This window comes from Actinophytocola sp. (genome assembly GCF_036402745.1).
GTDB lineage: Bacteria > Actinomycetota > Actinomycetes > Mycobacteriales > Pseudonocardiaceae > Actinophytocola.
The window spans coordinates 1-20,566 of record NZ_DASWSJ010000382.1 but is presented as its reverse complement, the minus strand read 5'-3'; the positions used below and the strand labels follow the sequence as shown (position 1 = coordinate 20,566).

At 72.9% G+C, this 20,566-nt stretch carries 22 protein-coding genes; 19 read left to right on the top strand and 3 right to left on the bottom strand.

What is annotated here, in order from left to right:
* Positions 1-21 precede the first annotated feature (21 nt).
* The 11 genes from VGD70_RS34100 (at position 22) to VGD70_RS34050 (ending at position 10,996) form a co-directional block, all read left to right on the top strand.
* Positions 22-1,284 (top strand): MCE family protein, encoded by a 1,263-nt coding sequence (locus VGD70_RS34100; protein WP_331088802.1) that lies wholly within the window; start codon positions 22-24, stop codon positions 1,282-1,284.
* Positions 1,281-2,285: an MCE family protein gene (locus VGD70_RS34095; protein WP_331088778.1), complete on the top strand. Its 1,005-nt coding sequence runs from the start codon at positions 1,281-1,283 to the stop codon at positions 2,283-2,285. Before VGD70_RS34100 ends, VGD70_RS34095 begins: the two co-directional genes overlap by 4 nt.
* Complete coding sequence (locus VGD70_RS34090) at positions 2,282-3,265, top strand: MCE family protein (protein WP_331088777.1); 984 nt, start codon at positions 2,282-2,284, stop codon at positions 3,263-3,265. Before VGD70_RS34095 ends, VGD70_RS34090 begins: the two co-directional genes overlap by 4 nt.
* Positions 3,262-4,281 carry an MCE family protein gene (locus VGD70_RS34085; protein WP_331088775.1) on the top strand — a complete coding sequence of 340 codons (1,020 nt, stop codon included), beginning with the start codon at positions 3,262-3,264 and terminating at the stop codon, positions 4,279-4,281. Before VGD70_RS34090 ends, VGD70_RS34085 begins: the two co-directional genes overlap by 4 nt.
* Positions 4,278-5,324, top strand: a complete 1,047-nt coding sequence (locus VGD70_RS34080) for an MCE family protein (RefSeq protein WP_331088773.1) — start codon at positions 4,278-4,280, stop codon at positions 5,322-5,324. Before VGD70_RS34085 ends, VGD70_RS34080 begins: the two co-directional genes overlap by 4 nt.
* Positions 5,324-6,538, top strand: a complete 1,215-nt coding sequence (locus VGD70_RS34075; protein ID WP_331088771.1) for an MlaD family protein — start codon at positions 5,324-5,326, stop codon at positions 6,536-6,538. The genes VGD70_RS34080 and VGD70_RS34075 overlap by 1 nt, the downstream gene beginning before the upstream one ends.
* Complete coding sequence (locus tag VGD70_RS34070) at positions 6,523-7,107, top strand: hypothetical protein (protein ID WP_331088770.1); 585 nt, start codon at positions 6,523-6,525, stop codon at positions 7,105-7,107. Before VGD70_RS34075 ends, VGD70_RS34070 begins: the two co-directional genes overlap by 16 nt.
* 10 nt (positions 7,108-7,117) lie before the next feature.
* Entirely contained in the window at positions 7,118-7,741 is a 624-nt protein-coding gene (locus VGD70_RS34065) for a hypothetical protein (protein WP_331088769.1), read from the top strand.
* A gap of 235 nt (positions 7,742-7,976) precedes the next feature.
* Positions 7,977-8,594, top strand: a complete 618-nt coding sequence (locus VGD70_RS34060) for a hypothetical protein (RefSeq protein WP_331088767.1) — start codon at positions 7,977-7,979, stop codon at positions 8,592-8,594.
* A 69-nt stretch (positions 8,595-8,663) separates the two neighbouring features.
* Positions 8,664-10,052, top strand: a complete 1,389-nt coding sequence (locus VGD70_RS34055; protein ID WP_331088766.1) for a DUF6801 domain-containing protein — start codon at positions 8,664-8,666, stop codon at positions 10,050-10,052.
* A 17-nt stretch (positions 10,053-10,069) separates the two neighbouring features.
* Positions 10,070-10,996: a hypothetical protein gene (locus VGD70_RS34050; protein WP_331088764.1), complete on the top strand. Its 927-nt coding sequence runs from the start codon at positions 10,070-10,072 to the stop codon at positions 10,994-10,996.
* 210 nt (positions 10,997-11,206) lie between these two features.
* Here the strand turns inward: VGD70_RS34050 and VGD70_RS34045 are convergent, their stop codons facing one another.
* The gene (locus tag VGD70_RS34045; RefSeq protein ID WP_331088800.1) at positions 11,207-12,454 is read right to left on the bottom strand and encodes a helix-turn-helix domain-containing protein; all 1,248 of its coding nucleotides are present in this window, start codon (positions 12,452-12,454) and stop codon (positions 11,207-11,209) included.
* Positions 12,455-12,665: 211 nt separating this feature from the next.
* Here VGD70_RS34045 and VGD70_RS34040 point away from each other — a divergent pair, with 211 nt between their 5' ends.
* The 5 genes from VGD70_RS34040 (at position 12,666) to VGD70_RS34020 (ending at position 16,672) form a co-directional block, all read left to right on the top strand.
* A complete protein-coding gene (locus tag VGD70_RS34040) occupies positions 12,666-13,097 on the top strand; it encodes an SRPBCC domain-containing protein (RefSeq protein WP_331088762.1) in 432 nt (143 codons plus the stop codon).
* A complete protein-coding gene (locus VGD70_RS34035; RefSeq protein ID WP_331088760.1) occupies positions 13,084-13,404 on the top strand; it encodes a metalloregulator ArsR/SmtB family transcription factor in 321 nt (106 codons plus the stop codon). The genes VGD70_RS34040 and VGD70_RS34035 overlap by 14 nt, the downstream gene beginning before the upstream one ends.
* Positions 13,405-13,521: 117 nt before the next feature.
* Positions 13,522-14,157, top strand: coding sequence for a TetR/AcrR family transcriptional regulator (locus tag VGD70_RS34030; protein WP_331088758.1), 636 nt, complete (start codon positions 13,522-13,524; stop codon positions 14,155-14,157).
* Positions 14,154-15,068, top strand: coding sequence for an ABC transporter ATP-binding protein (locus VGD70_RS34025; protein WP_331088756.1), 915 nt, complete (start codon positions 14,154-14,156; stop codon positions 15,066-15,068). The genes VGD70_RS34030 and VGD70_RS34025 overlap by 4 nt, the downstream gene beginning before the upstream one ends.
* Positions 15,065-16,672, top strand: a complete 1,608-nt coding sequence (locus VGD70_RS34020; RefSeq protein ID WP_331088754.1) for an ABC transporter permease — start codon at positions 15,065-15,067, stop codon at positions 16,670-16,672. Before VGD70_RS34025 ends, VGD70_RS34020 begins: the two co-directional genes overlap by 4 nt.
* On the opposite strand, the gene VGD70_RS34015 is transcribed toward VGD70_RS34020, so the two are convergent.
* The gene (locus tag VGD70_RS34015) at positions 16,665-16,877 is read right to left on the bottom strand and encodes a hypothetical protein (protein WP_331088752.1); all 213 of its coding nucleotides are present in this window, start codon (positions 16,875-16,877) and stop codon (positions 16,665-16,667) included. The genes VGD70_RS34020 and VGD70_RS34015 overlap by 8 nt on opposite strands.
* Positions 16,874-17,395, bottom strand: a complete 522-nt coding sequence (locus VGD70_RS34010) for an alpha/beta fold hydrolase (RefSeq protein ID WP_331088750.1) — start codon at positions 17,393-17,395, stop codon at positions 16,874-16,876. The genes VGD70_RS34015 and VGD70_RS34010 overlap by 4 nt, the downstream gene beginning before the upstream one ends.
* A gap of 201 nt (positions 17,396-17,596) precedes the next feature.
* On the opposite strand from VGD70_RS34010, the gene VGD70_RS34005 reads away from it, so the two are divergent.
* The 3 genes from VGD70_RS34005 (at position 17,597) to VGD70_RS33995 (ending at position 20,401) form a co-directional block, all read left to right on the top strand.
* Entirely contained in the window at positions 17,597-18,340 is a 744-nt protein-coding gene (locus VGD70_RS34005; RefSeq protein ID WP_331088748.1) for a hypothetical protein, read from the top strand.
* 177 nt (positions 18,341-18,517) lie between these two features.
* Positions 18,518-18,715: a hypothetical protein gene (locus VGD70_RS34000; protein ID WP_331088746.1), complete on the top strand. Its 198-nt coding sequence runs from the start codon at positions 18,518-18,520 to the stop codon at positions 18,713-18,715.
* A 135-nt stretch (positions 18,716-18,850) separates the two neighbouring features.
* Positions 18,851-20,401 (top strand): DNA polymerase Y family protein, encoded by a 1,551-nt coding sequence (locus VGD70_RS33995; protein WP_331088744.1) that lies wholly within the window; start codon positions 18,851-18,853, stop codon positions 20,399-20,401.
* Positions 20,402-20,566 lie beyond the last annotated feature (165 nt).

Here is a 20,566-nt window from a genome sequence, read left to right as displayed (position 1 = left end):
CCTCTGCGAGGGGGCGACGTGATCGGTCACAAGTGGGTGCGGCGTGGTGCGGGGGTGGCCTTCCTGCTGGTGATGGCCGTGCTGGCGACGCTCGCCGTGCAGGTGTACCAGGAGAAGTTCACCGACGTCGTCCTCGTGACCCTGCGCACCGACCGGATCGGCAACCAGCTCAACAAGTCCTCCGAGGTCAAGGCGCGCGGCGTGGTCGTCGGCGACGTCCGCGAGGTGCACGGCACCCCGCAGGGCGCGGCGATCCAGCTCGCGCTCGACCCCGGCACGGTGCGCCGGCTCCCCACGGACGTCACCGCGCTGCTGGTCCCCAAGACCCTGTTCGGCGAGCGCTACGTCCAACTGTCCATACCGGACAAGTCCACGAAGGGCCCGCTCGAGACCGGCGACGTGATCAGCCAGGACCGCTCGGCCAACGCCATCGAGCTGGAGCGGGTCTTCGACGACCTGCTGCCGGTGCTCAAGGCCGTGCAGCCGCACAAGCTCGCCACCACGCTCACCGCGATCTCCACCGCGCTCGAGGGGCGCGGCAAGCGGATCGGCGACGCGATGGTGACCACCGCGAAGTACCTGGAGGAGTTCAACCCGAACCTGCCCCGGCTCACCGACGACCTGCGCGACCTCGCCGACGTCAGCCGGCTCTACGGGGACATCGCGCCGGACCTGCTCGACTCGCTCACCGAGTCCACGACGACGCTGAACACGGTCGCCGACGAGCGCACCAAGCTGACCGACCTCTACGCGCAGGTCACCAGGTCCGGCCAGGACGTCACGATCTTCCTGCGCAACAACGAGGCGAACATCATCCGGCTGGCCGCGTCGAGCCGCGCGCCGCTGGAGCTCGCGGCCCGCTACTCGCCGAGCTTCCCCTGCACGCTCAAGGCCCTGGCCGACCTGAAGCCGTCGATGGACAAGGTGCTCGGCGCGGGGACCGGCGAGCCGGGCCTGCACGTCGAGGCGTCGGTCACCGAGTCGCGCGGCAAGTACGTGCCCGGCGTCGACGACCCGGTCTACGACGCGACCGGCGGCCCGCGCTGCTACCCGAGCGGGGTCGCGCCGACCGTCGGCGTGGTCGCCGCGCCCACCGGCAGCGCCGGCCACCCGCTGCTGCCCGGCGCGGGCGGCGACCTCGGCCTGCCGAACTCCCCGCAGGAGCAGGAGCTCATCGCCACCCTCGTCGCGCAGCCGGCCGGCCTGGCCCCAGGGGACGTGCCCGGCTGGAGCAGCGTGCTCGTCGGCCCGCTCTACCGCGGGACGGAGGTGACGCTGCGATGAGGAAGCTCGCCGGCCCGCTCATCAAGGCGCTGGTCTTCGTGGTGGTCACCGGGCTCGCCACGGCCGTGCTCGCGGTGTCGATCAGCAACACCGGCCTCGGCGACACCGCGAGCTACACGGCCCGGTTCACCGACGTCACCTCCCTCAACCCCGGCGACGACGTGCGGGTGTCCGGCGTGCGCGTCGGCCAGGTCGACGAGATGTCCATTGTGGACGGACACCTCGCGCGGGTCCGGTTCTCGGTCGACCGGTCGATGCGGCTGCCCGAGGACGTGACCGCGACCATCAAGTACCGCAACATGGTCGGCCAGCGCTACATCGCCCTCGAGCGCGGCCCGACGGCCACCGCCGACCGGCTGGCCGAGGGCGGGGAGATCCCGCTCGAGCGGACCACGCCGGCGCTGGACCTCACCGACCTGTTCAACGGGTTCAAGCCGCTGTTCCAGGCGCTGTCCCCGAACGAGGTCAACAAGCTCTCCGGCGAGATCGTGCAGGTGCTGCAGGGCGAGGGCGGCACGGTCGACAGCCTGCTCGCGCACACCGGCTCGCTCACCGCCACCCTCGCCGACCGGGACCGGGTGATCGGCGAGGTCATCGACAACCTCAACTCGGTGCTGGGCACCGTCAACGGCCAGGGCGACGCGCTGTCCACGCTGGTGGGCACGCTCCAGCGGCTGGTGTCCGGGCTGGCCGGCGACCGGACCGCGATCGGCGACGCGATCCAGGGCATCGCCGACCTCACCGGCGCCACCGCGGGGCTGTTCGAGCAGGCCCGGCCGCCGCTCAAGGAGAGCATCGCCGGCCTCGGCCGGCTGTCGACGAACCTGGTCACCGGCGCGAAGGACCTCACCCAGTTCCTCACCGTGCTGCCGGACAAGTTCGAGGCCGTCGGGCGCGCCGCCAGCTACGGCTCGTGGCTCAACTTCTACCTGTGCGAGGCGACCTTGCAGACCGACCCGCCGCAGGGCATCCCGAAGACGGCCGCGAGGTGCGGGGCATGAAGTCGTTCAAGGAGCGCAACCCCGCCGTGCTCGGCGTGGTGGGCACGCTCGTGCTGGCCGCGATCGCCGCGCTCGTGTTCTTCTACCAGGACCTGCCGGTGCTCGGCGGCGGCACGAAGTACCGGGCCGAGTTCAGCGAGGCGGCGGGGCTGCGGCCGGACGACGAGGTGCGGGTCGCCGGCATCAAGGTCGGCGAGGTCACCGGCGTCGAGCTGGTCGAGGACCGGGTCGTGGTCACCTTCCGGGTCGGCGACGCCTGGCTCGGCGACGCGACGACCGCGGCCATCAAGCTGAAGACGCTGCTGGGCCGCAAGTTCCTCGCGCTGTACCCGACCGGGCGGTCCGCGCTGAACCCGGACCGGCCCATCCCGATGGACCGCACGGTCACCCCCTACGACGTCACCCAGGCGTTCGAGGGGCTCGCCAGCACCGCCGGCTCGATCGACACGAACCAGCTGGCGGAGAGCTTCCGGACGATCTCCGACACGTTCGCCGACTCGCCCCAGCACGTGCGCACCGCGCTCGACGGGCTCACCGCGCTGTCGAAGACGATCTCCTCGCGCGACGACCAGCTCGCCGAGCTCCTCGCGAACACCCGGCAGATCACCCGCACGCTCGCCGGCACCAACGGCGAGTTCGACAAGCTCATCAACGACGGCGACCTGCTGCTCACCGAGCTCTCGAACCGCCGCGGCGCCATCCACGACCTGCTCGTCGGCACCACCGACCTGTCCACCCAGCTCTCCGGGCTCGTCGCGGACAACCAGCGCCAGCTCGCCCCCGCACTGTCCAAACTGGACACCGTGACCGGGATCCTGCAGCGCTACACCGACAACCTCGACGCGAGCCTCAAGCTCGCCGGGCCGTACTTCCGGCTGGTCAACAACGCCACCGGCAGCGGCCGCTGGATCGACAACTACCTGTGCGGCCTGGTCGCGGAGAACCCCGCGCTGTGCATGCCGCCGCGAGGTGCGAAGTGAGGGCCCGGCGGATCGCCGCGGTCGTCGCGGTGCTCGCGCTGGTCACCGCGGGCGCGCTGTGGTGGGTCTTCGGCGACGACGGCGCCCGGCGGATCACCGCCTACTTCAGCCGCGCGGTCGGTGTCTACGCCGGCTCGGACGTGCAGGTGCTCGGCGTGCGGGTGGGCGCGGTCGAGTCGGTGACCCCGCGCGGCGAGCGGGTCGAGGTCGTGTTCACCCTCGACCGGGACGTCAAGGTCGCCGAGAACACGAACGCCGTGGTGGTCGCGCCGAGCGTCGTGTCCGACCGGTACGTGCAGCTCACCGACCTCGCGAAGGGCGGCCCGCAGATCGCCGACGGCGCGGTGATCCCCGAGTCGCGCACCGCCACCCCGGTCGAGCTCGACGAGCTGTACGCGAGCCTGGACACGCTGGTCTCCGCGCTCGGCCCGAACGGCGCCAACTCGAAGGGCGCGCTGTCGGAGCTCCTCGACACGGGGGCGGCGAACCTGCGGGGCAACGGCCAGGCGTTCAACGACAGCGTGCGCAACTTCGCCGAGGCCGCCCGCACCCTGTCCGGCTCGGCCGACGACCTGTTCGCCACCGTCGACGAGCTGCAGAAGTTCACGACGATGCTCGCAGGCAACGACCGGCAGGTGGCGAGCGTGAACACCCAGCTCGACCAGGTGTGGCGCACGCTCGCCGCCGACCGCGACGAGCTGTCGACCGCGCTGTCCACGCTGGGCACCGCGCTCGCCGACATCCAGGGCTTCATCAAGGACAACCGCGCGGCCATCAAGTCCAATGTGGACAAGCTGGCGCGGACCACTCAGCTGCTGGTGGACAACCGGGCGTCGGTGGCCGAGGCACTCGACGTCGCGCCGCTCGCGGTCACCAACGTCCTGCAGGCGTTCGACCCGGCGTCGCGGACCCTGCAGGGCCGCACGAACCTGCTCGAGTACCTCTACGGGCAGCGGGCGGATCTCCCGCCGCTGCCGGTGCCGCTGTCCCGGGGCACGGTCGGAGGTGGCCGATGAGGATCCGCCGCGCCCTCGCCGCCGCCGCGTTCGCGCTCGTCGCGGCCGGCTGCTCGACCGTGGGCACCAACGGGATCTACGACATGCCGCTGCCCGGCGGCGCCGACCTGGGCGACCACCCGTACCGGGTCACCGTGCAGTTCGCCGACGTGCTTGACCTCGTGCCGCAGGCCGCGGTGAAGGTCAACGACGTCGTGGTCGGCCGGGTCGAGTCGATCGGTCTCGGCGGCCCGGACGGCTGGACCGCGCAGGTCGTGCTCGCGGTCAACGGCGACGTCGCCCTGCCGGCGGACGCGGTCGCGAGCCTGCGCCAGTCCAGCCTGCTGGGGGAGAAGTTCGTGGAGCTGGCCGCACCCGAGGCCCCGTCGGCGGACAAGCTCGCCGACGGCGCCACGATCACCGCGGACCGGACCAACCGGCACACCGAGGTCGAGGAGGTCTTCGGCGCGCTGTCGCTGCTGCTCAACGGCGGTGGCGTCGGGCAGCTGCAGACGATCAACCGGGAGCTGTCCGACGTGCTCACCGGCAACGAGCCGCGGATCAGGGCCTTCCTGTCCAATGTGGACGAGCTGGTGACCAACCTGGACAACCACCGCGGCGACATCACCGCCGCGCTGGACGGGCTGAACAAGCTGTCCACCACGCTCGCCGGGCGCGCGGACCAGATCAAGGGCGCGCTCACCGACCTCACGCCGGGCCTGCGGTCGCTGGCCGAGCAGCGCACCGCGCTCGTGACGATGCTGCAGTCGCTGGACACGCTCTCCGGCGTCGCGGTCGACACGATCAACCGCAGCCGCGACGACATGGTCGCCGACCTCAAGGCGCTGGCCCCGGTGCTCGGCCGGCTGGCCGAGGCGGGCCAGAACCTCCCGCAGGCGCTGGAGATCCTGCCGACGTTCCCGTTCACCGACCCGGTGCTCGACGCGGCCAAGGGCGACTACCTCAACATCTTCGTCACGATGAAGCCGACCGGCGACTTCACCCAGCCGCTGCCGCCGCTCCCGCTGCCGCCGAGTGGCCCGGTCACGAGTGGGGGTCGCTGATGCTCACCCGTGCCGTGCGCGTCCAGGTGTTGGTGTTCGTCGTGCTCGCGTTGTCCGCGGTCGCGTTCGTCGGCGCCAACTACGCGGGCCTGGACCGCCTGTTCGGCAACACCTCCTACGTCGTGCGGCTCCAGCTCGACGACGGCGGCGGGATCTTCACCAACAGCGAGGTGACCTACCGCGGGGTGGCCGTCGGCCGGGTCGGCGAGCTGCGGCTCACCGACGACGGCATGGAGGCCGACCTCGTGCTCGAGGACGGCGCGCCGCCGATCCCGGCCGACTCGAAGGCCGTGGTGGCCAACCGGTCGGCGATCGGCGAGCAGTACGTCGACCTGCGGCCGCACAGCGAGAACGGGCCGTTCCTCACCGACGGCGCGGTGATCCCGCGGTCGCAGACCAGGGTGCCGCCGCCGGTGACCGACCTGCTCGGCAACATGTCCGCGTTCACCACGTCGGTTCCCACGGAGTCGCTGCGCACGGTCGTCGACGAGCTGTACACGGCGATGCGCGACACCGGCCCGCACCTGCAGGTGCTGCTCGACTCGTCGATCTCGTTCACCGAGTCCGCGGCCGGCCACCTGCCGCAGACGGTGACGCTGATCGACGACGGCGCCGTCGTGCTGCGGACCCAGCTGGACTCCTCCGCCGCGTGGCGCTCGTTCTCCAGCAACGCCAAGCTGTTCGCCACCGAGCTCGCCTCCGCGGACGGTGACCTGCGGGCGCTGATCGGCGCCGCGCCGGCCGCCGCGACCCAGCTGTCCCGGCTGCTGTCGGACACCAACCCGGGCCTGTCGGTGCTGCTCGCGAACCTGTTGACCACGGCGGACATCTTCCAGATGCGCACGGCCGGCATGGAGCAGCTGTTCGTGATGGTGCCCAGGGCGGTGGCCGCCACGTCGACGTCGATCACCCCGGACGGCGGCAACCTCTCGCTCGCGCTGACGTTCTTCGACCCGCCGCCGTGCGTCACCGGCTACGAGTCGACCGTGTACCGGCCGGGCGGGGTCATCGCGCCGGTTCCGTTGAACACCACCGCGTCCTGCACCCTGCCCGCCGGCGACCCGCGGCTGGTGCGGGGTGCCCAGCACGCGCCGGCGGGTGGCGTGCCGGACCCGGCGATCCCTGGTGGCGGGGTCCACATGCCCGGGCCGCTCGGCGCGCCCGACCTGCCCGCGGCCGGTGACCTGAAGGAGCTGCTGTGGCTGACGAAGTGACCGAACCCGTCGTCGAGCCCGTCGTCGAACCTGTCGCCGAACCTGTCGCCGGGCCGGTGCGGGCGAACCGGTGGCCGCTGCGGGGCGCGGTCGTGCTGGTGGTGTGCGCGCTGGCGTTCGCCGGCTGGGCCGGGTGGACCTGGTGGCGGGCCGGCGCGGACGAGTCGCTCGCCTACGCGCAGGCCCGCGACGAGGTGCTGGCCGCGGGCCGGGCGCACGTGACCCTGCTGACCACGCTCGACTCGTCCGATGTGGACGGTGGGATCAAGCGCTGGCTGGACGTGTCGACCGGGGCGCTGCACGACGAGCTTGCGGCCACCGACGCCGCGACCCGCACGACGCTGGCGCAGGGCCGCTCGGTGGCCACCGGCCGGGTGCTCGACGCCGCGGTGAGCGAGCTGGACACCCGGTCCGGCTCGGCGAAGCTGCTGGTGTCGGTGGAGATCGCCACCACGGTCGGCGGCGGCACGCCCGCCACCAAGCGGAACCGGTTCGTGGCCGGGCTCTCGCGTACCGACCACGGCTGGCTGCTGTCCGCCCTCGACCAGGTGCCGCTGGGCACCCGCTGAGGAGACGTCCATGACCACCCAGACAGACGACCTCGAGACCGAGCCGGACGAGCTGGCCGAGCTTGGTGACGGCGACGAGGTCGAGGAGCCGCCGGAGGACCCGCCGCCCCCCGGAGACCGGCGGTGGTTCGGTGTGCCGAGGCTGGTCGTGGTGCTGGTCGCCGTGGCGGTCGTGCTCGCCGGTCTGGGCGGCTGGTTCCTGTGGCGGGCGGGCGACCTGCGCTCGGCGGCGGGTGCGAGCAACACCGCGCTCGTCGACACCGGCCGCACGGCCGAGGTGAGCGCGGCGGTGACGTCGGCGCTGAACCAGATCTTCTCCTACTCCTACGACCGCACCGGGGACACCGAGAAGGCCGCGGCCGGCCTGCTGCGCGGTGCCGCCCGGGACACCTACGACAAGCTCTTCGCCCAGGTCCGCGAGCTCGCGCCGGCCCAGAAGCTCGTCCTCACGACCCGGGTCGTCAGCGCCGCCGTGCAGGTGCTCGACGGCGACCGGGCCACGCTGCTCGTCTTCCTCGACCAGTCGGCCACCCGGGCCGACAAGAACACCACCAGCGCGGCCGCGGCCCAGCTGTCGGTCACCGCGCGGCGCGACGGCGGCCGGTGGGTCATCACAGATCTGGCGCCCCGGTGAAAAGGCTGTCCGGCGGTGACAAAATACCCCGCCGAATTGTTGGCCCGGAGACAAAGGAATGCGATCTCGAGGAGGTGTCGGTGAATTTTGTCGTTACCTGATTGTGGACCCTGTTACCGGCAGGTAACGTAATTCTCGAGGGCCTTCCCCGCCCCGAATCGCGAGGAATTGGGCATTCGGTTTCGTCGAATGCGGTTTCCCCGCGTTTTCCTCGGAGAAAGGAAGAGATCGCACAATGCACAAGCGTGTAGCAGGTTTGCTGGCCGCCGGTGTCATGGCACTCTCGGCGGTCGCCGCCGCCGTGCCGGCCTCGGCCGCACCGGCACCCTGGACCATTACGCCGGGTGGGCCGGCGAACGGCACGGCCGGCACCACGATCCTCACCGTCCGCGACTCGAGCGGGAGCGATCTCCAGATGTCGTGCGCGTCGTCCACGGCGGGCGTGGTGCTGGAGCGGGGCACCGTGCCCGGCCCCAAGCTCGCGACCATCCCCGAGACGGGCGGCATCGCCTTCCAGAACTGCATCCTGGCCGGTCTCATCACGTTCGACGTCACCCAGGTCGGCGACTGGACGATCAACGGCGTCAGCTACGACGGCACCAACGTGACCAACGGGACCATCGACGGCATCAACGCCCTCGTGATCGGCCCCGGCTGCAACGCGACGGTCGCCGGCTCGGTGAAGGGCACGTACACCAACAGCACCGACGTGCTCGCGACCGTGCCCGACTTCACCCTGTCGGTCACGAGGGTCGACGCGGTCGACGACTGCCTGGGCCTGCTCCACGTGGGCGACACGGCGGCCTTCAACGGCGCCTACTCGGTCACCCCGGACCAGACGATCACCGGCTGAACCAAGGGCCCGGGCCCGCTCGGCCGGCATGCGCCGAGCGGGCCCACCCCCACCGTGATGGGAGACGGCATGCGGGTGTGGCGAGTGCTGCCGGTCGCCGTGGCGTTCGTGGCGGTCGCGTTCGCGTCGGGGACGCCGGCGCCGGCCGCGCAGGCCGACGTCGTGCACGCCGACCTGCGCCTCGGCTACACCTGCCGGTTCCCGGCCGGCCCGCAGCCCGTCGACGTCCGGATCACCGCCGACTTCCCGTCCCGCGCAACGGTGAACGAGCCCATCCAGCCCACGGCCATCCGGGTGGCGCTGACCCTGCCCGCGCTCACGGACCTCCCGAACGCGGCGACGGTCACCGCGATCGTGCGCCTCGACACCACCGCCACCCAGCGGGAATCCCAGGCCCTCGCGTCCTGGTCCGGCGCGCTCGCCGAGCCCGTGCCGGTCCCCGCCGACGCGAACCTCGTGCTCGACACGCCGGCCGAGCCGCCACCCGTGCTGGTCCCCGCGCCCGGCGACGTGGTCTTCGCCGCCGGCGACCTGGCCGCCACGCTCACCGGCTACCAGGCCGACGGCACCGTCACCGACCCGCCGAGCCTCGACCTGAGCTGCGTGCTCGGCCCGGACCAGGCCGCCACCCTCGGCACCGTCCCGGTGTCCGATGTGGACTCTCCGTCGACCGGCCCCGCGCCGCCGCCACCACCCGGTGCCGTCGCGGTCGAGCCCCGCGACAAGGGCGAGCGGGCGCCGCTGGGGACCACGGCCGTCCAGGTCCCGGCGGACTGCCAGATCATCGACCCGCCGCCCGGCCCCAAGACCGCCGCCCGCTACTGCGCCTACGTCACCGGCTACGCCAACGTCGCCAAGCTCAACGCCTCGGTGCTGCAGCCGGCCGGTATCAACAACATCGGGCCGACCGCCCTGCAGCTGCGGTGCAAGGGCGACCTCAAGCTGCTCTGCCAGCAGGCCAACCTGCTGGCGCGGCTCGACGGCGAGCCGAAGATGCCCGCGGCACCCGCGTGGCTGCTGCCGTTCGGCTTCGTGCCGTCGAAGGCGACGATGCAGCTGACCCAGCTCGGGCTCGGCTTCGCCGACATCGTGGGCGACACCAACTTCCCACCGGCCCGCAGCCTCGCGGTGATCACCGGCACGTACACCGCGCGGCTCAGTGCCGCCTCGGTCAACGGCGTGCCGCTGGATCTGGGCCCGGACTGCCGGACGGAGACGCCGATCGACATCCGGCTCGAGGCGCGCCCGCCGTACACGCTGACCCTCGGCGGCGTGATGTCCGGGATGGTGACAATTCCGCCGTTCACCGGCTGCGGGGTCACCGAGGATCTCGATCCGCTGATCACCGGTCTCGTTTCCGGGCCGGGCAATTTCGTGAAGTTGACGCAAGGGCGTATTTGCACTCTCACCGGCGCGGGAACGGGGTGCCCGCCGATTGTTCCGACGCCCCAAACCTGATTCACGGAGAGGTGTTCATGAGCACATCACGTCATTTCCGAAGAGGACTGCTCGTCGTCGCGGCGGCCGTGGCCGTGGCGGGGTTGCCGGCCACCGCGTCGGCGGACACGCTGGCCGGCGAGTGGGCGGCGTTCAGCGGCTGCCCGGTCGACGCGCCGGCCATGCTCGCCGCCGACGGCAGCACGGTCGTCGCGACCTGCCTGGGCGGCGGCTCGCCGAACGGCACGATCGTCATGGGCGGCACGACCATGGCCACCGGTGCCGTCGACATGCAGTACGGCCTGCTCAACCAGGGCGGGGTGTACTCGCTGGTCGTGCCGGCCGACGGGGGCCTGTCCGGCGCGCCGATCGCGGTGCCGGGTGGCCTGCTCGGCCTCATGTGCCCGAGCGACATCCCGGTGATCTCGCAGATCTGCGACGCGGTGGTGGGCAGCCCGCTCAACACGGTCACCGCCACGCTCGAGCCGGCCGGCCCGCCGACGGACTTCGACCTCTCCGCGGCGGCCGTGGTCGGCAGGCCGCTGATGAAGGTGCCGGTGAAGGTGCACCTGCAGAACCCGTTCCTGGACCCGAACTGCTACATCGGCTCGGACGCCGACCCGATGATCCTGACGGTCGCGAACCAGACCCGGCCGACCGCGCGCTTCGTCCGCTTCGCCGCGGACGGCACGCCGAGCCCGACCGGGGACATGAACTACCTCGTCGTCTCCGGCGCGGCCGTGGGCGACACGACCTTCGCCGTGCCCGCGGCCCGGAACTGCGGCCTGCTCGGCCTCATCGACTCGGTGGTCAACGCGCGCCAAGGCCTGCCGTCCCCGGCCGGCGCGAACAGCCTGACCCTGAACGACACGGCGTTCAAGGTGGGCGGCTTCTACAACCCGCGGGCCTTCGTCCCGACGCAGGGACAGCAGCTGGCGGCCCGCTGGCACGCGGCCGCGAGCTGACCCGGCCGGCCGGACGATGCCGACCCGATGGCCGGCGCGGGCGACCGCGCCGGCCATCGGCGCTGGCCTCCGGCCCCCCGATTCCAGCCTACTGAGCCCAACCGACGGATTGGGGCGCCGCGAGCCACGCCTGTGGACAACCCGGCAGGGCGCCAAACGGCAGGGCGTCGACCGGCACGGCTATCGGCGGCACGGCTATTGGCGGGACGGCTATCGACGGTCGCGTGGGGAGGGCAGGACGACGTCGGTGGTGGGGCGGCGCTTCGGCGGGCGGCCCGCCGGCGCGGCACGCAGCACCAGCTCCAGCTCGAACCGCTGCCGAGGATCGTGCAGGAGGTCGCCCAGCGAGAGCTCCAGCTGGCGCATCCGGTAGCGCACCGTCTGCGGGTGCACGCCCAGCTGCCCGGCCATGTCCGGCACGCTCGCCTGCGTGTCCAGCCACGCGCGCAACGTCTCCAGCATCCGCTCGCGCTGCTTCACCGTCAGCCCGTGCAGCGGCGCCAGCAGCCGCTCCCGCAACGTCGCCAGCAGCCGGTCGTCGGAGTGCACCAGCACCGTCGACAGGTGCTCCTCGCAGCGGATCACCAACCCGTCCGCGATCACCCCGTGCTGGGCCAGCGTCAGCGCCTTCCGCGCCCACCGCAACGCATGCGTGACCGCGTCGAGCCGCACCGACGGGCCGACCGAGATCCGGCACTGCGGCAGCGCCGCCCGGATCCGGGCCAGCCGCCCGTCGGTGACCTCGCCCGGCACCAGCAGTCGCGGCTCGATGCCGTCGAGGTCCGCGAGCACGTCGTTGTCCAGGGTCGGCTTCCGCTGGTTGTGCCCCGTCCCGGGCAGCGCCTGCACCGCGACCGGCGACGCCTTCTCCGGCACCGTCCACCCGATCAGCTGGGCCAGCTCACCGATCGCCGCGACGGGCGCGGGCGGGGTCTGCAGGATCATCCCGAGCAGCCGCCTGCGCCAGGTCTCCAACGCTCCCGCGGACGTGGCCTTCGCCTCCAGGTAGCCGTCGAGCGCGACCGACGCGAGCTTGTCCATGTACGCGAACACGGCGTCGGCGAGCTGCGACATCACCGTCGAGGACAGCCCGTTCCGCTTGCCGACGCGCATCATCCGCCGCCACGACACCCGCGCGCCGACCCGGTAGGCGGCCTGCAGGTCGTCGAGGCTGCGCCCCTCGCGCATCTCGTTCTGGCCGAGCTTGTGGTGGACCTCGTAGCACTTCTGTACCGACGTCTCCGGGTTCGCGATCTGCTCGATGAACAGGCTCGTGGCGTGCTGCACGCCGGCCCGGATGGACTTGCCGTAGGGGCCGTCCAGCGGCCCCGCGTAGGCAGGGATCTTCGCCCGGATCTCCTCGACTATCTCGGTGGCGAGGCTCGCCAGCTCCGGCCGGAGGACGTCGGCGAGCCTCCTGGGTAAGACGACCCCCTCGAGCCGGTACTCGACCGTCATCACGCACAACTCCTTGCCGCCACCACGCGTCGTCGAGGGGTGGCGTTCGGCTTATCGGCCCGGCGAGCCGAAATGTGTCACCGGAACGCAACAAACAGACGGGTTCTTCATCCGGTGACAAGTTCACCAGGCGGAACTGTCCGATCCTGACAAGGTTTTCCCACCCTGTATCGTCGAGGGGAAATATTGCCAATGAGGAATGGAGGCGGTCATGCCGGAGACCACGGAGACCCTCGCCGACGGCCGGGTGGCGCTGCGCTTCGAACGACACCTGGCGCACCCGCGTGCGAAGGTCTGGCGCGCCATCACCGAGTCCGCGCAGCTCCGCGCCTGGTTCGTCGAGATCCTCGACTACGACCGGTCCCGCCTGGACTTCGCGCCCGGCGCTTCCCTCACCTTCGCCGCCGACGGCTTTCCCGATGCCCACGGCGAGGTCACCGCCTACGACCCGCCCGCCCTGCTCGAGTACACCTGGGCCGGCGAGACGCTGCGCTTCGAGCTCGCCGCGGAGGGCGAGACCTGCCGGCTGGTCTTCGTCAACATCGTCGACGGGCCGGGGACGGCGGCCGCCGTGCGGGAAGGCTGGCGGACCGGTCTCGAGCGCCTCGCGGCCACGCTGGGCAACGCCGATGCGCGCCGATGAGCCGTCCGTCTTCGAGATCCTGGCCGAGCCGAACCGCCGGCGGATCCTCGACCTCCTCCGCCGTGGCGAGCACTCGGCGGGCGAACTGCTGGAGCACCTGCCGCTGGCCCAGCCGACGGTGTCCAAGCACCTGAAGCTCCTGCGCGAGGCGGGTTTGGTGGCCGTCCGCCAGGATGCCCAGCGCCGCCTGTACCGGCTGCGCGCCGACCCCCTGGCCGAGATCGACGAGTGGCTCGCCCCGTACCGCGCGCACTGGCGCACCCGCCTCGACGCCCTCGAGCGCCACCTCGACGCGATGGACGAGTGACCTCACCGGCATCGCCGTAAAGAAATCGCCGTAAAGAAGTCGTATGGACCACTTGCGGACTACACGTGTGTGTAGTCTCCTATCCACGCGAGTAGCCAGCTGCACGTAGGGACAGTGATGACAACGGCACCGGAACCCGAGGACCTCACCGCCCGCGCCAGAATCCGGGACGCGGCCATGCGCCACTTCGGCGAGCACGGCTTCGAACGCGCCACCATCCGCGCCATCGCGGAGACCGCGGGCGTGTCCTCGGGTCTCGTACGCCACCACTTCGGCTCCAAGCAGGCCCTGCGCGACGCCTGTGACGAGTACCTGAGCAGGGCGATCAGCCGGCTCAACGACCAGGCACACGACCGCCGCGGCGTCGGGCACATCGCCGAGGCCCGGATCGCGATGGGCCCGTACCAGCGTTACCTGGCGCGAACTCTCGCCGAGGGCGCGGGCGCGTCGATCTTCGACGACATGGTCCGGATGGCCGAGGAGTGGGTGGAGGCCGCCGACGAGGACCGGCCCGACCCCCCGCACGTCGACCGCAAGAGCCGCGCCACCGTCGCCACCGCGATGGGGCTCGCCGTGGCGATCCTCTACCCCCACGTGGCCCGGGGCCTGGGTGTCGACCTCTACACGCCCGAGGGCGACGCCAAGCTCTCCCGCACCCTGCTGGACATCTACTCGCAGCCATGGATCAGCCCGGCGGAGGCCGCCACGTTGCGGGCCGGGCTCGACAAGTTCGAAAGGGGAGAACCACGATGACGGACGCCATCTCGGCGACCGGACTGGTCAAGACGTTCGGCCCGACCAGGGCGCTCGACGGCCTGGACCTCGGCGTACGCACCGGCGAGGTGCACGGCTTCCTCGGCCCGAACGGCGCGGGGAAGTCGACGACGATCCGGGTCCTGCTGGGCCTGATGCGCGCCGACGCCGGCACGGTCCGCCTGCTCGACGGCGACCCGTGGACCGACGCCACCGAGCTGCACCGCCGGCTCGCCTACGTGCCCGGCGACGTGACGCTGTGGCCCAACCTGTCCGGCGGCGAGGTCATCGACCTGCTCGGCAGGCTGCGTGGCGGGCTCGACGAGAAGCGCCGCGCCGACCTGCTGGAGCGCTTCGACCTCGACCCGCGCAAGAAGGGCCGCACCTACTCCAAGGGCAACCGGCAGAAGGTGGCCCTGGTCGCCGCGCTCGCGTCCGATGTGGAGCTGCTGCTGCTCGACGAGCCCACGTCGGGCCTGGACCCGCTGATGGAGGAGGTCTTCCGCGACGCCATCCGCGAGGAGAAGCGCCGCGGCGACCGGACCGTGCTGCTGTCGAGTCACATCCTCGCCGAGGTCGAGGCCCTCTGCGACCGCCTCACGATCATCCGGGACGGCCGCGCGGTCGAGACCGGCACGCTGTCGGACCTGCGCCACCTCACCCGCACCACCATCCAGGCCGAGCTCGCCCGCCCGGTCGACGGCCTCGCCGACCTGCCCGGCGTGCACGACCCGCACGTCGACGGCACCCGGGTCCGCTTCGACGTGGACACCAACGCGCTCGACGCGGCCCTGCGCCTGCTCACCGGCGCGGGCGTGCGCAGCCTGGTCAGCCAGCCGCCGACGCTGGAGGAGCTGTTCCTGCGCCACTACGACCGCGGCCACGACCGTCCGGTGGAGGCCGTGCGATGAACACCCTCACGGGGACGGGCAAGCTCGTCCGGCTGATCCTGCGGCGCGACCGGGTGGTGATGCCGCTGTGGGTCGTCCTGCTCGGCGTCGTCCCACTGTCCTATGTGGCCACGATCAACGGGCTGTTCCCCGACGCCGCCGGCCGCGCGGCCTACGCCACGACCAGCGCGCACAACCCGGGTTTCGTCGCGCTCTACGGCCGGCTGTACGGCTCGAGCCTCGGCGAGCTGGTGACGTGGCGGGCCGGCTTCCTGCCGGTGGTCATCGGCCTCGTCAGCATCCTCACCGTCATCCGGCACACCCGCACGGAGGAGGACACCGGCCGCCGCGAGCTCCTCGGCTCCACGGTCGTCGGCCGGCACGCGCCCCTCGCGGCCGCGCTGGTCGCGACGTGCGGGGCCAACCTGGTGCTGGGCCTGATCCTGGCGGGCGGGATGGTCGGCCAGAACCTGCCGGCCGCGGGGTCCGTCGCGTTCGGTCTGGAGCTGGCCGCGAGCGGCTGGATCTTCACCGGCGTCGGGGCCGTGGCCGCCCAGCTGACCAGCAACGCGGGAAGCGCCAGGGGCATCGCGGTGACGGTCCTCGGCGTGGCCTACGTCCTGCGGATCGTGGGTGACGTCAGCAGCATGTCGAACGGCCCGCTGACCTGGCTGACCTGGCTGTCCCCGATCGGCTGGGCGCAGCGGATCCGGCCCTACGGCGACAACGCCCTCTGGCCGGCCCTCGTGCTGGTGGTCGTCACGGCACTGCTGGCGGGGGTCGCGGTCGCGCTGTCCGCGCGCCGCGACGTCGGTGCCGGCCTGCTGCCGCCCCGGCCCGGCCCCGCGGAGGCCTCGCCGCTGCTGCGCTCGCCGCTGGCGCTGGCCTGGCGCCTGCACCGGGGCCTGCTCGCGGGGTGGGTCGGCGGCTTCGCGGCGCTCGGCGTGGTGCTGGGCTACCTCGCCGAGGGCGTCGGCGATCTGGTCGGCGAGAACAAGGAGCTGCGGGACGTGTTCCTGCGGATGGGTGGCGCGTCCGGCCTGATCGACAGCTACCTCGCCGGCATCCTCGGGCTCCTGGGCATGATCGCGGCGGCCTACGCGGTCCAGGCGATGCTGCGGGCGCGGGCCGAGGAGGTCGGCGGCCGGGCGGAGCCGGTCCTGGCCACGACCGTCGGACGGTTGCGCTGGGTCGGCTCGCACCTGGCGTTCTCGCTGCTGGGCCCGGCCGCGGCACTGGTCGCGGGCGGGGCGGCGGCGGGCCTCACGCACGGCCTGAACACGCGTGACGTCGGCCGGGAGCTGCCGCGCCTGCTGGGTGGCGCGATGGTCCAGCTGCCGGCGGTGTGGGTCCTGGCCGCGGTGACGGTGGTGCTGTTCGGCCTGCTGCCCCGGTTCGCCGCGGCCGCGTGGGCGGGGCTGGCGGTGTGCCTGCTGGTCGGCCTGGTCGGGCCGGCGATGGGGCTGGCCCAGTGGGTGCTGGACATCTCGCCGTTCACCCACCTGCCGAAGCTGCCCGGCGCCACGCTGACCGTGACCCCGCTGGTGTGGCTGCTCGCGATCGCCGTCGCCCTCGGGGTGGTGGGCCTGGTGGGCTTCCGCCGCCGGGACGTGCCGGTCACCTGAGGTAGTCGATCAACAGGGGGGCCAGGGCCGCCGGCTCGACGGCGTGGTCCTGACCGGGGAGGGAGCGGTGCTCGGCGCCCGGGATCGTGGCGCCGAGCACCCGCACGCCGTCCCGCGACCAGGCGGGACTCGCGGCCCCGGCCAGCACGAGTGCCGGCACGGCGAGGCCCGCCATGCGATCGGGAATCCGGTTCGCGTTGGTCACCTCGTGGTCGTGCACGAGCAGGTGGGCCAGCTCCTGCCGCCCCGGGTCCGCGGCCAGCCCGGCGCGACGTCCGCCGGCAGCTGGGCGGCGACCCGGAGGAACAGCTCGACCGCGTCGCCCCGCTGCCCCGCCGCGACGAGCGCCCGCAGCCGGTCCGCGAGCCGCGCCGAGTCGGCCAGCCGCGCCGGCTCCACCGTGTACGGCGGCTCGTAGACGGCGATCCGCGGCAGTGGAACCCCGCGCGCCGCGGCCTCGAGCACGAGCGCCCCGCCCGCCGAGTGCCCGTAGGCGAACGCCGAACCTCCCGCCACCGCGACGATCGCGGCGAGGTCCGCCACCTCCAGCTCGACCGAATGCGTTGTCGTGCCGCTGTTTCCGCGTCCCCGGCGGTCGAACCGGAACACCGTGAACCGCTCCGCCAGCAGCCCGGCGAGCCCGGCCGAGGCCGACCGGTCCGCGAACGCCCCGTGCGCCAGCACCACGGCCGGCCCGCGCCCCTCCCGCTCGAACGCGATCAAGGTCCCATCACCCGACCGTGCGGTTTCCACCCTGGCGCTCCCCGTGCTACTATCGAACAGGCGTTCGAGTAGTGCTGCCTTCCCCGCAGCGCATGCGGAGTTGCGGGGAGGCGTGTGCGAATGCCGGCGTTGGGTGCATCGCTGGCCACTTCCGGTGCGGTGGGAGTGGCCAGCGACCTAGCCAAGGCCCCGTCCGGTCGGGTGCGGATGCTACCCGTGCACCCCGACCTCGCGGGCCTGTTCCCCTGGGGCGGTCTCCGGCGGGGCAGCACCGTGTCCGTCCACGGCTCGACGTCGCTGCTGCTCGCCCTGCTCGCCGCCCCCACGGCCGGCGACTCCTGGGCGGCCGTCGTCGGCATGCCCGACCTCGGCGTGCTCGCCGCCGCCGAGCTGGGTGTCGTGGTCGAGCGGCTCGCGCTCGTCCGCCATCCCGGCGCCGACCTCCCCACGGTCATCGCCGCCCTCCTCGACGGCATGGACCTCGTCGTCACCCCCCGGGGCCGGCTCACCGACGCGCAGACCAGGCGCCTCTCCGCCCGCGCCCGCCACCGCGGCGCGGTTCTGCTGACGGTCGACCCCTGGCCCGGCGCCGACCTGGAGCTGCGCTGCGCGCAGGCCCAGTGGCACGGCCTCGGCGACGGCTGCGGCCGCCTCGCCCGCCGCGAGGTCACCATCCAGGCCCACGGCCGCGGTGCCGCCGCCCGCCCCACCCGCGCGGCCCTGCAGCTCCCCGCCACCGGCGGCACCATCGCCGCGCGCGAGCCGGAAGCCGACCTCATCCCCCTCACCCGCCCGCCGGTCCAGCACCCCACGGAGATCGACCCGAGCGCCGCCGGCGGCCCGTTCGCCGACCATCACCTGCTCGCCCGGCACCTCGACCCGGTGGACCACCGCCACTCCGGCCTGGCGCTGGTCCCGCACGCGGTCGGCGCAGGAGCCGAATGAACCAAAAACCTTTCCCGTGGACTGCGCCCGTGCCGCACCGCTGGGGGGACCACGTCCGACGCCACCCTGCCTGGGGCGCGTGGAGATCGCCCTGCTCTGGCACGCGGTCCTCGTCGCGGAAGCCGGGGCCTGCCGCGCCGGTCGGGCGCCACCGCGCGAGGAACCAGGTGGTGGCTGGTGCTGCCCCTCCTGTTGGTCGCGTTGCCCTACGGCTTCTGCCTGGCCGGCCTCCGCCTCCACATCGGCGCCAGCCGGCCCCTCGCGGCGGTCCACGGCCTCGACGGCTGGATGCAGGTCCACTCCCCGGGCAAGGCGCCGGACCGGTCCGGTACGGCGTGCTCGCCCTGCACCTGCGCGACGGCCTGTTCCTGCTGACCGGGCGCAGGAAACCCATGCGCACCAAGGAAAGCGCGACCGCCGAGACCTCACCCGGACGGGTTGCCGGATCCGCTTGACAGGCCCGACGGTCGAACGTACGTTCGAAATATGAACGCCGGCACACCACACAGGATGCTCGTCGTGTGGTGTCCCGACTGGCCGGTCACCGCCGCGGGTGCGGCGGCTGCCCTCCTCCCCGGGCGGCCGATCGCGGTGGTGGCCGGCAATCTCGTCGTCGCCGCGAGCGCGCTGGCCAGAGCGGAGGGCGTGCGGCGTGGCATGCGTCGTCGCGAGGCCCAGGGGCGTTGCCCCGAGCTGGTCGTGTTCACCGACGATCCCGAACGGGACGCTCGGCTGTTCGAGCCGGTGGCCGCCGCGGTCGAGGAGCTCGCGGTCGGCGTCGAGATAGTTCGGCCGGGCATCGTCGCGGTACCCGCCCGTGGCCCGGCCGGCTACTTCGGCGGCGAGGAGGTCGCCGCCGAGCGCATCATCGACCAGGTCGCCACGCGCACCGGCGCGGAGTGCCAGGTCGGCATCGCCGACGGGCTGTTCGCCGCCGTCCTCGCCGCGCACCGCGGGCTCGTCGTCGCGCCCGGTGCCAGCCCGGGGTTCCTCGCCCCGCTCAGCATCCGCGAGCTGCACCGCCCGGCCGAGGGGCTCGACCGGGTCGACCTCGTCGACCTGTTGCGGCGCCTGGGCTTGCGCACGCTCGGCGCGTTCGCCGGGGTGCCCGAGCGCGACGTCTCCGCCCGCTTCGGCGTTCCCGCGGTCCTCGCGCACCGGCAGGCCGCCGGTGTCGAGGAGCGCCCGCCCGACCGGCGCCGACCACCGCCGGAGCTCGCCGTCGCCCAGGCGCTCGACCCGCCGGTGGAGCGCATCGACGCGGCCGCGTTCGTCGCACGCACCATGGCCGAACGGCTCCACGCGGGCCTCGCCGCCCACGGCCTGGCCTGCACCCGCCTGGGCATCCTCGCGGCCACGGCGCACGGCGAGGAGCGCGAGCGGGTCTGGCGCTGCGCCGAGCCGCTCACCCCGTCCGGCATCGCCGACAGGGTCCGCTGGCAGCTCGACGGCTGGCTGCGCGGCACCACGCTGTCGGCCGGTGTCACCCAGCTGCGCCTCGAGCCCGTCGAGGTCATCGAGGGCCACGCGCTGCAGCTCGACCTGTGGCGGGGCGAGGGCCGCGCCGAGGCCGACGAGCGTGCCGGCCGGGCCATGGTCCACGTCCAGGGTCTGCTCGGCCCCGACGCCGTGGTCACCCCCGTCCTCGGCGGGGGCCGCGATCCCGGTGAGCGCGTCCGTCTCGTGCCGTGGGGCGACGAGCGCAGTCCCGCCGCCGACCCGCGGGCGCCGTGGCCGGGCGTGCTGCCGGCCCCGTCGCCCGCTGTCGTGCCACGCAAGCCGTTACCCGCCAAGGTCGTCGACCCCAAGGGCCGCGCGGTCGACCTCACCGCACGCGACGAGCTCACCGGTTCCCCGAGCCACGTCTCGGTCGACGGTGGACGCCCCCGCAAGGTCCTCGCCTGGGCCGGCCCGTGGTCCACCAAGGAGCGCTGGTGGGCCGAGCCCACCCGCCGCACCCGACTCCAGGTCCTGCTCGAAGAGTCCGAAAAGGACATACAGACCGCCCTGCTCCTCGTCCTCGCGAACGAGAGCTGGACGGTGGAAGGAATGTACGACTGATGCCCAGAGATCCCCGAGCCTGCAGGGAATGCCGCACCCTGGACGGCAGCTGCCGCCAGTTCGTCATAGGCCACCCGAACCCGGTGTGCGTGGCCGGCTACCCCCACCCACCCCGAGCCCTCCCCACCCCCGACGCCCCAGGCCTGGACCTGCTGATCCCAGCTC

Bases quoted from the DNA above. Each gene is read 5' to 3' on its own strand.
- VGD70_RS34095 (WP_331088778.1), top strand. From the start codon at position 1,281: ATGAGGAAGCTCGCCGGCCCGCTCATCAAGGCGCTGGTCTTCGTGGTG.
- VGD70_RS34090 (WP_331088777.1), top strand. From the start codon at position 2,282: ATGAAGTCGTTCAAGGAGCGCAACCCCGCCGTGCTCGGCGTGGTGGGC.
- VGD70_RS34080 (WP_331088773.1), top strand. From the start codon at position 4,278: ATGAGGATCCGCCGCGCCCTCGCCGCCGCCGCGTTCGCGCTCGTCGCG.
- VGD70_RS34075 (WP_331088771.1), top strand. From the start codon at position 5,324: ATGCTCACCCGTGCCGTGCGCGTCCAGGTGTTGGTGTTCGTCGTGCTC.
- VGD70_RS34065 (WP_331088769.1), top strand. From the start codon at position 7,118: ATGACCACCCAGACAGACGACCTCGAGACCGAGCCGGACGAGCTGGCC.
- VGD70_RS34060 (WP_331088767.1), top strand. From the start codon at position 7,977: ATGCACAAGCGTGTAGCAGGTTTGCTGGCCGCCGGTGTCATGGCACTC.
- VGD70_RS34055 (WP_331088766.1), top strand. From the start codon at position 8,664: ATGCGGGTGTGGCGAGTGCTGCCGGTCGCCGTGGCGTTCGTGGCGGTC.
- VGD70_RS34050 (WP_331088764.1), top strand. From the start codon at position 10,070: ATGAGCACATCACGTCATTTCCGAAGAGGACTGCTCGTCGTCGCGGCG.
- VGD70_RS34045 (WP_331088800.1), bottom strand. From the start codon at position 12,454: ATGACGGTCGAGTACCGGCTCGAGGGGGTCGTCTTACCCAGGAGGCTC.
- VGD70_RS34040 (WP_331088762.1), top strand. From the start codon at position 12,666: ATGCCGGAGACCACGGAGACCCTCGCCGACGGCCGGGTGGCGCTGCGC.
- VGD70_RS34035 (WP_331088760.1), top strand. From the start codon at position 13,084: ATGCGCGCCGATGAGCCGTCCGTCTTCGAGATCCTGGCCGAGCCGAAC.
- VGD70_RS34030 (WP_331088758.1), top strand. From the start codon at position 13,522: ATGACAACGGCACCGGAACCCGAGGACCTCACCGCCCGCGCCAGAATC.
- VGD70_RS34025 (WP_331088756.1), top strand. From the start codon at position 14,154: ATGACGGACGCCATCTCGGCGACCGGACTGGTCAAGACGTTCGGCCCG.
- VGD70_RS34020 (WP_331088754.1), top strand. From the start codon at position 15,065: ATGAACACCCTCACGGGGACGGGCAAGCTCGTCCGGCTGATCCTGCGG.
- VGD70_RS33995 (WP_331088744.1), top strand. From the start codon at position 18,851: ATGCTCGTCGTGTGGTGTCCCGACTGGCCGGTCACCGCCGCGGGTGCG.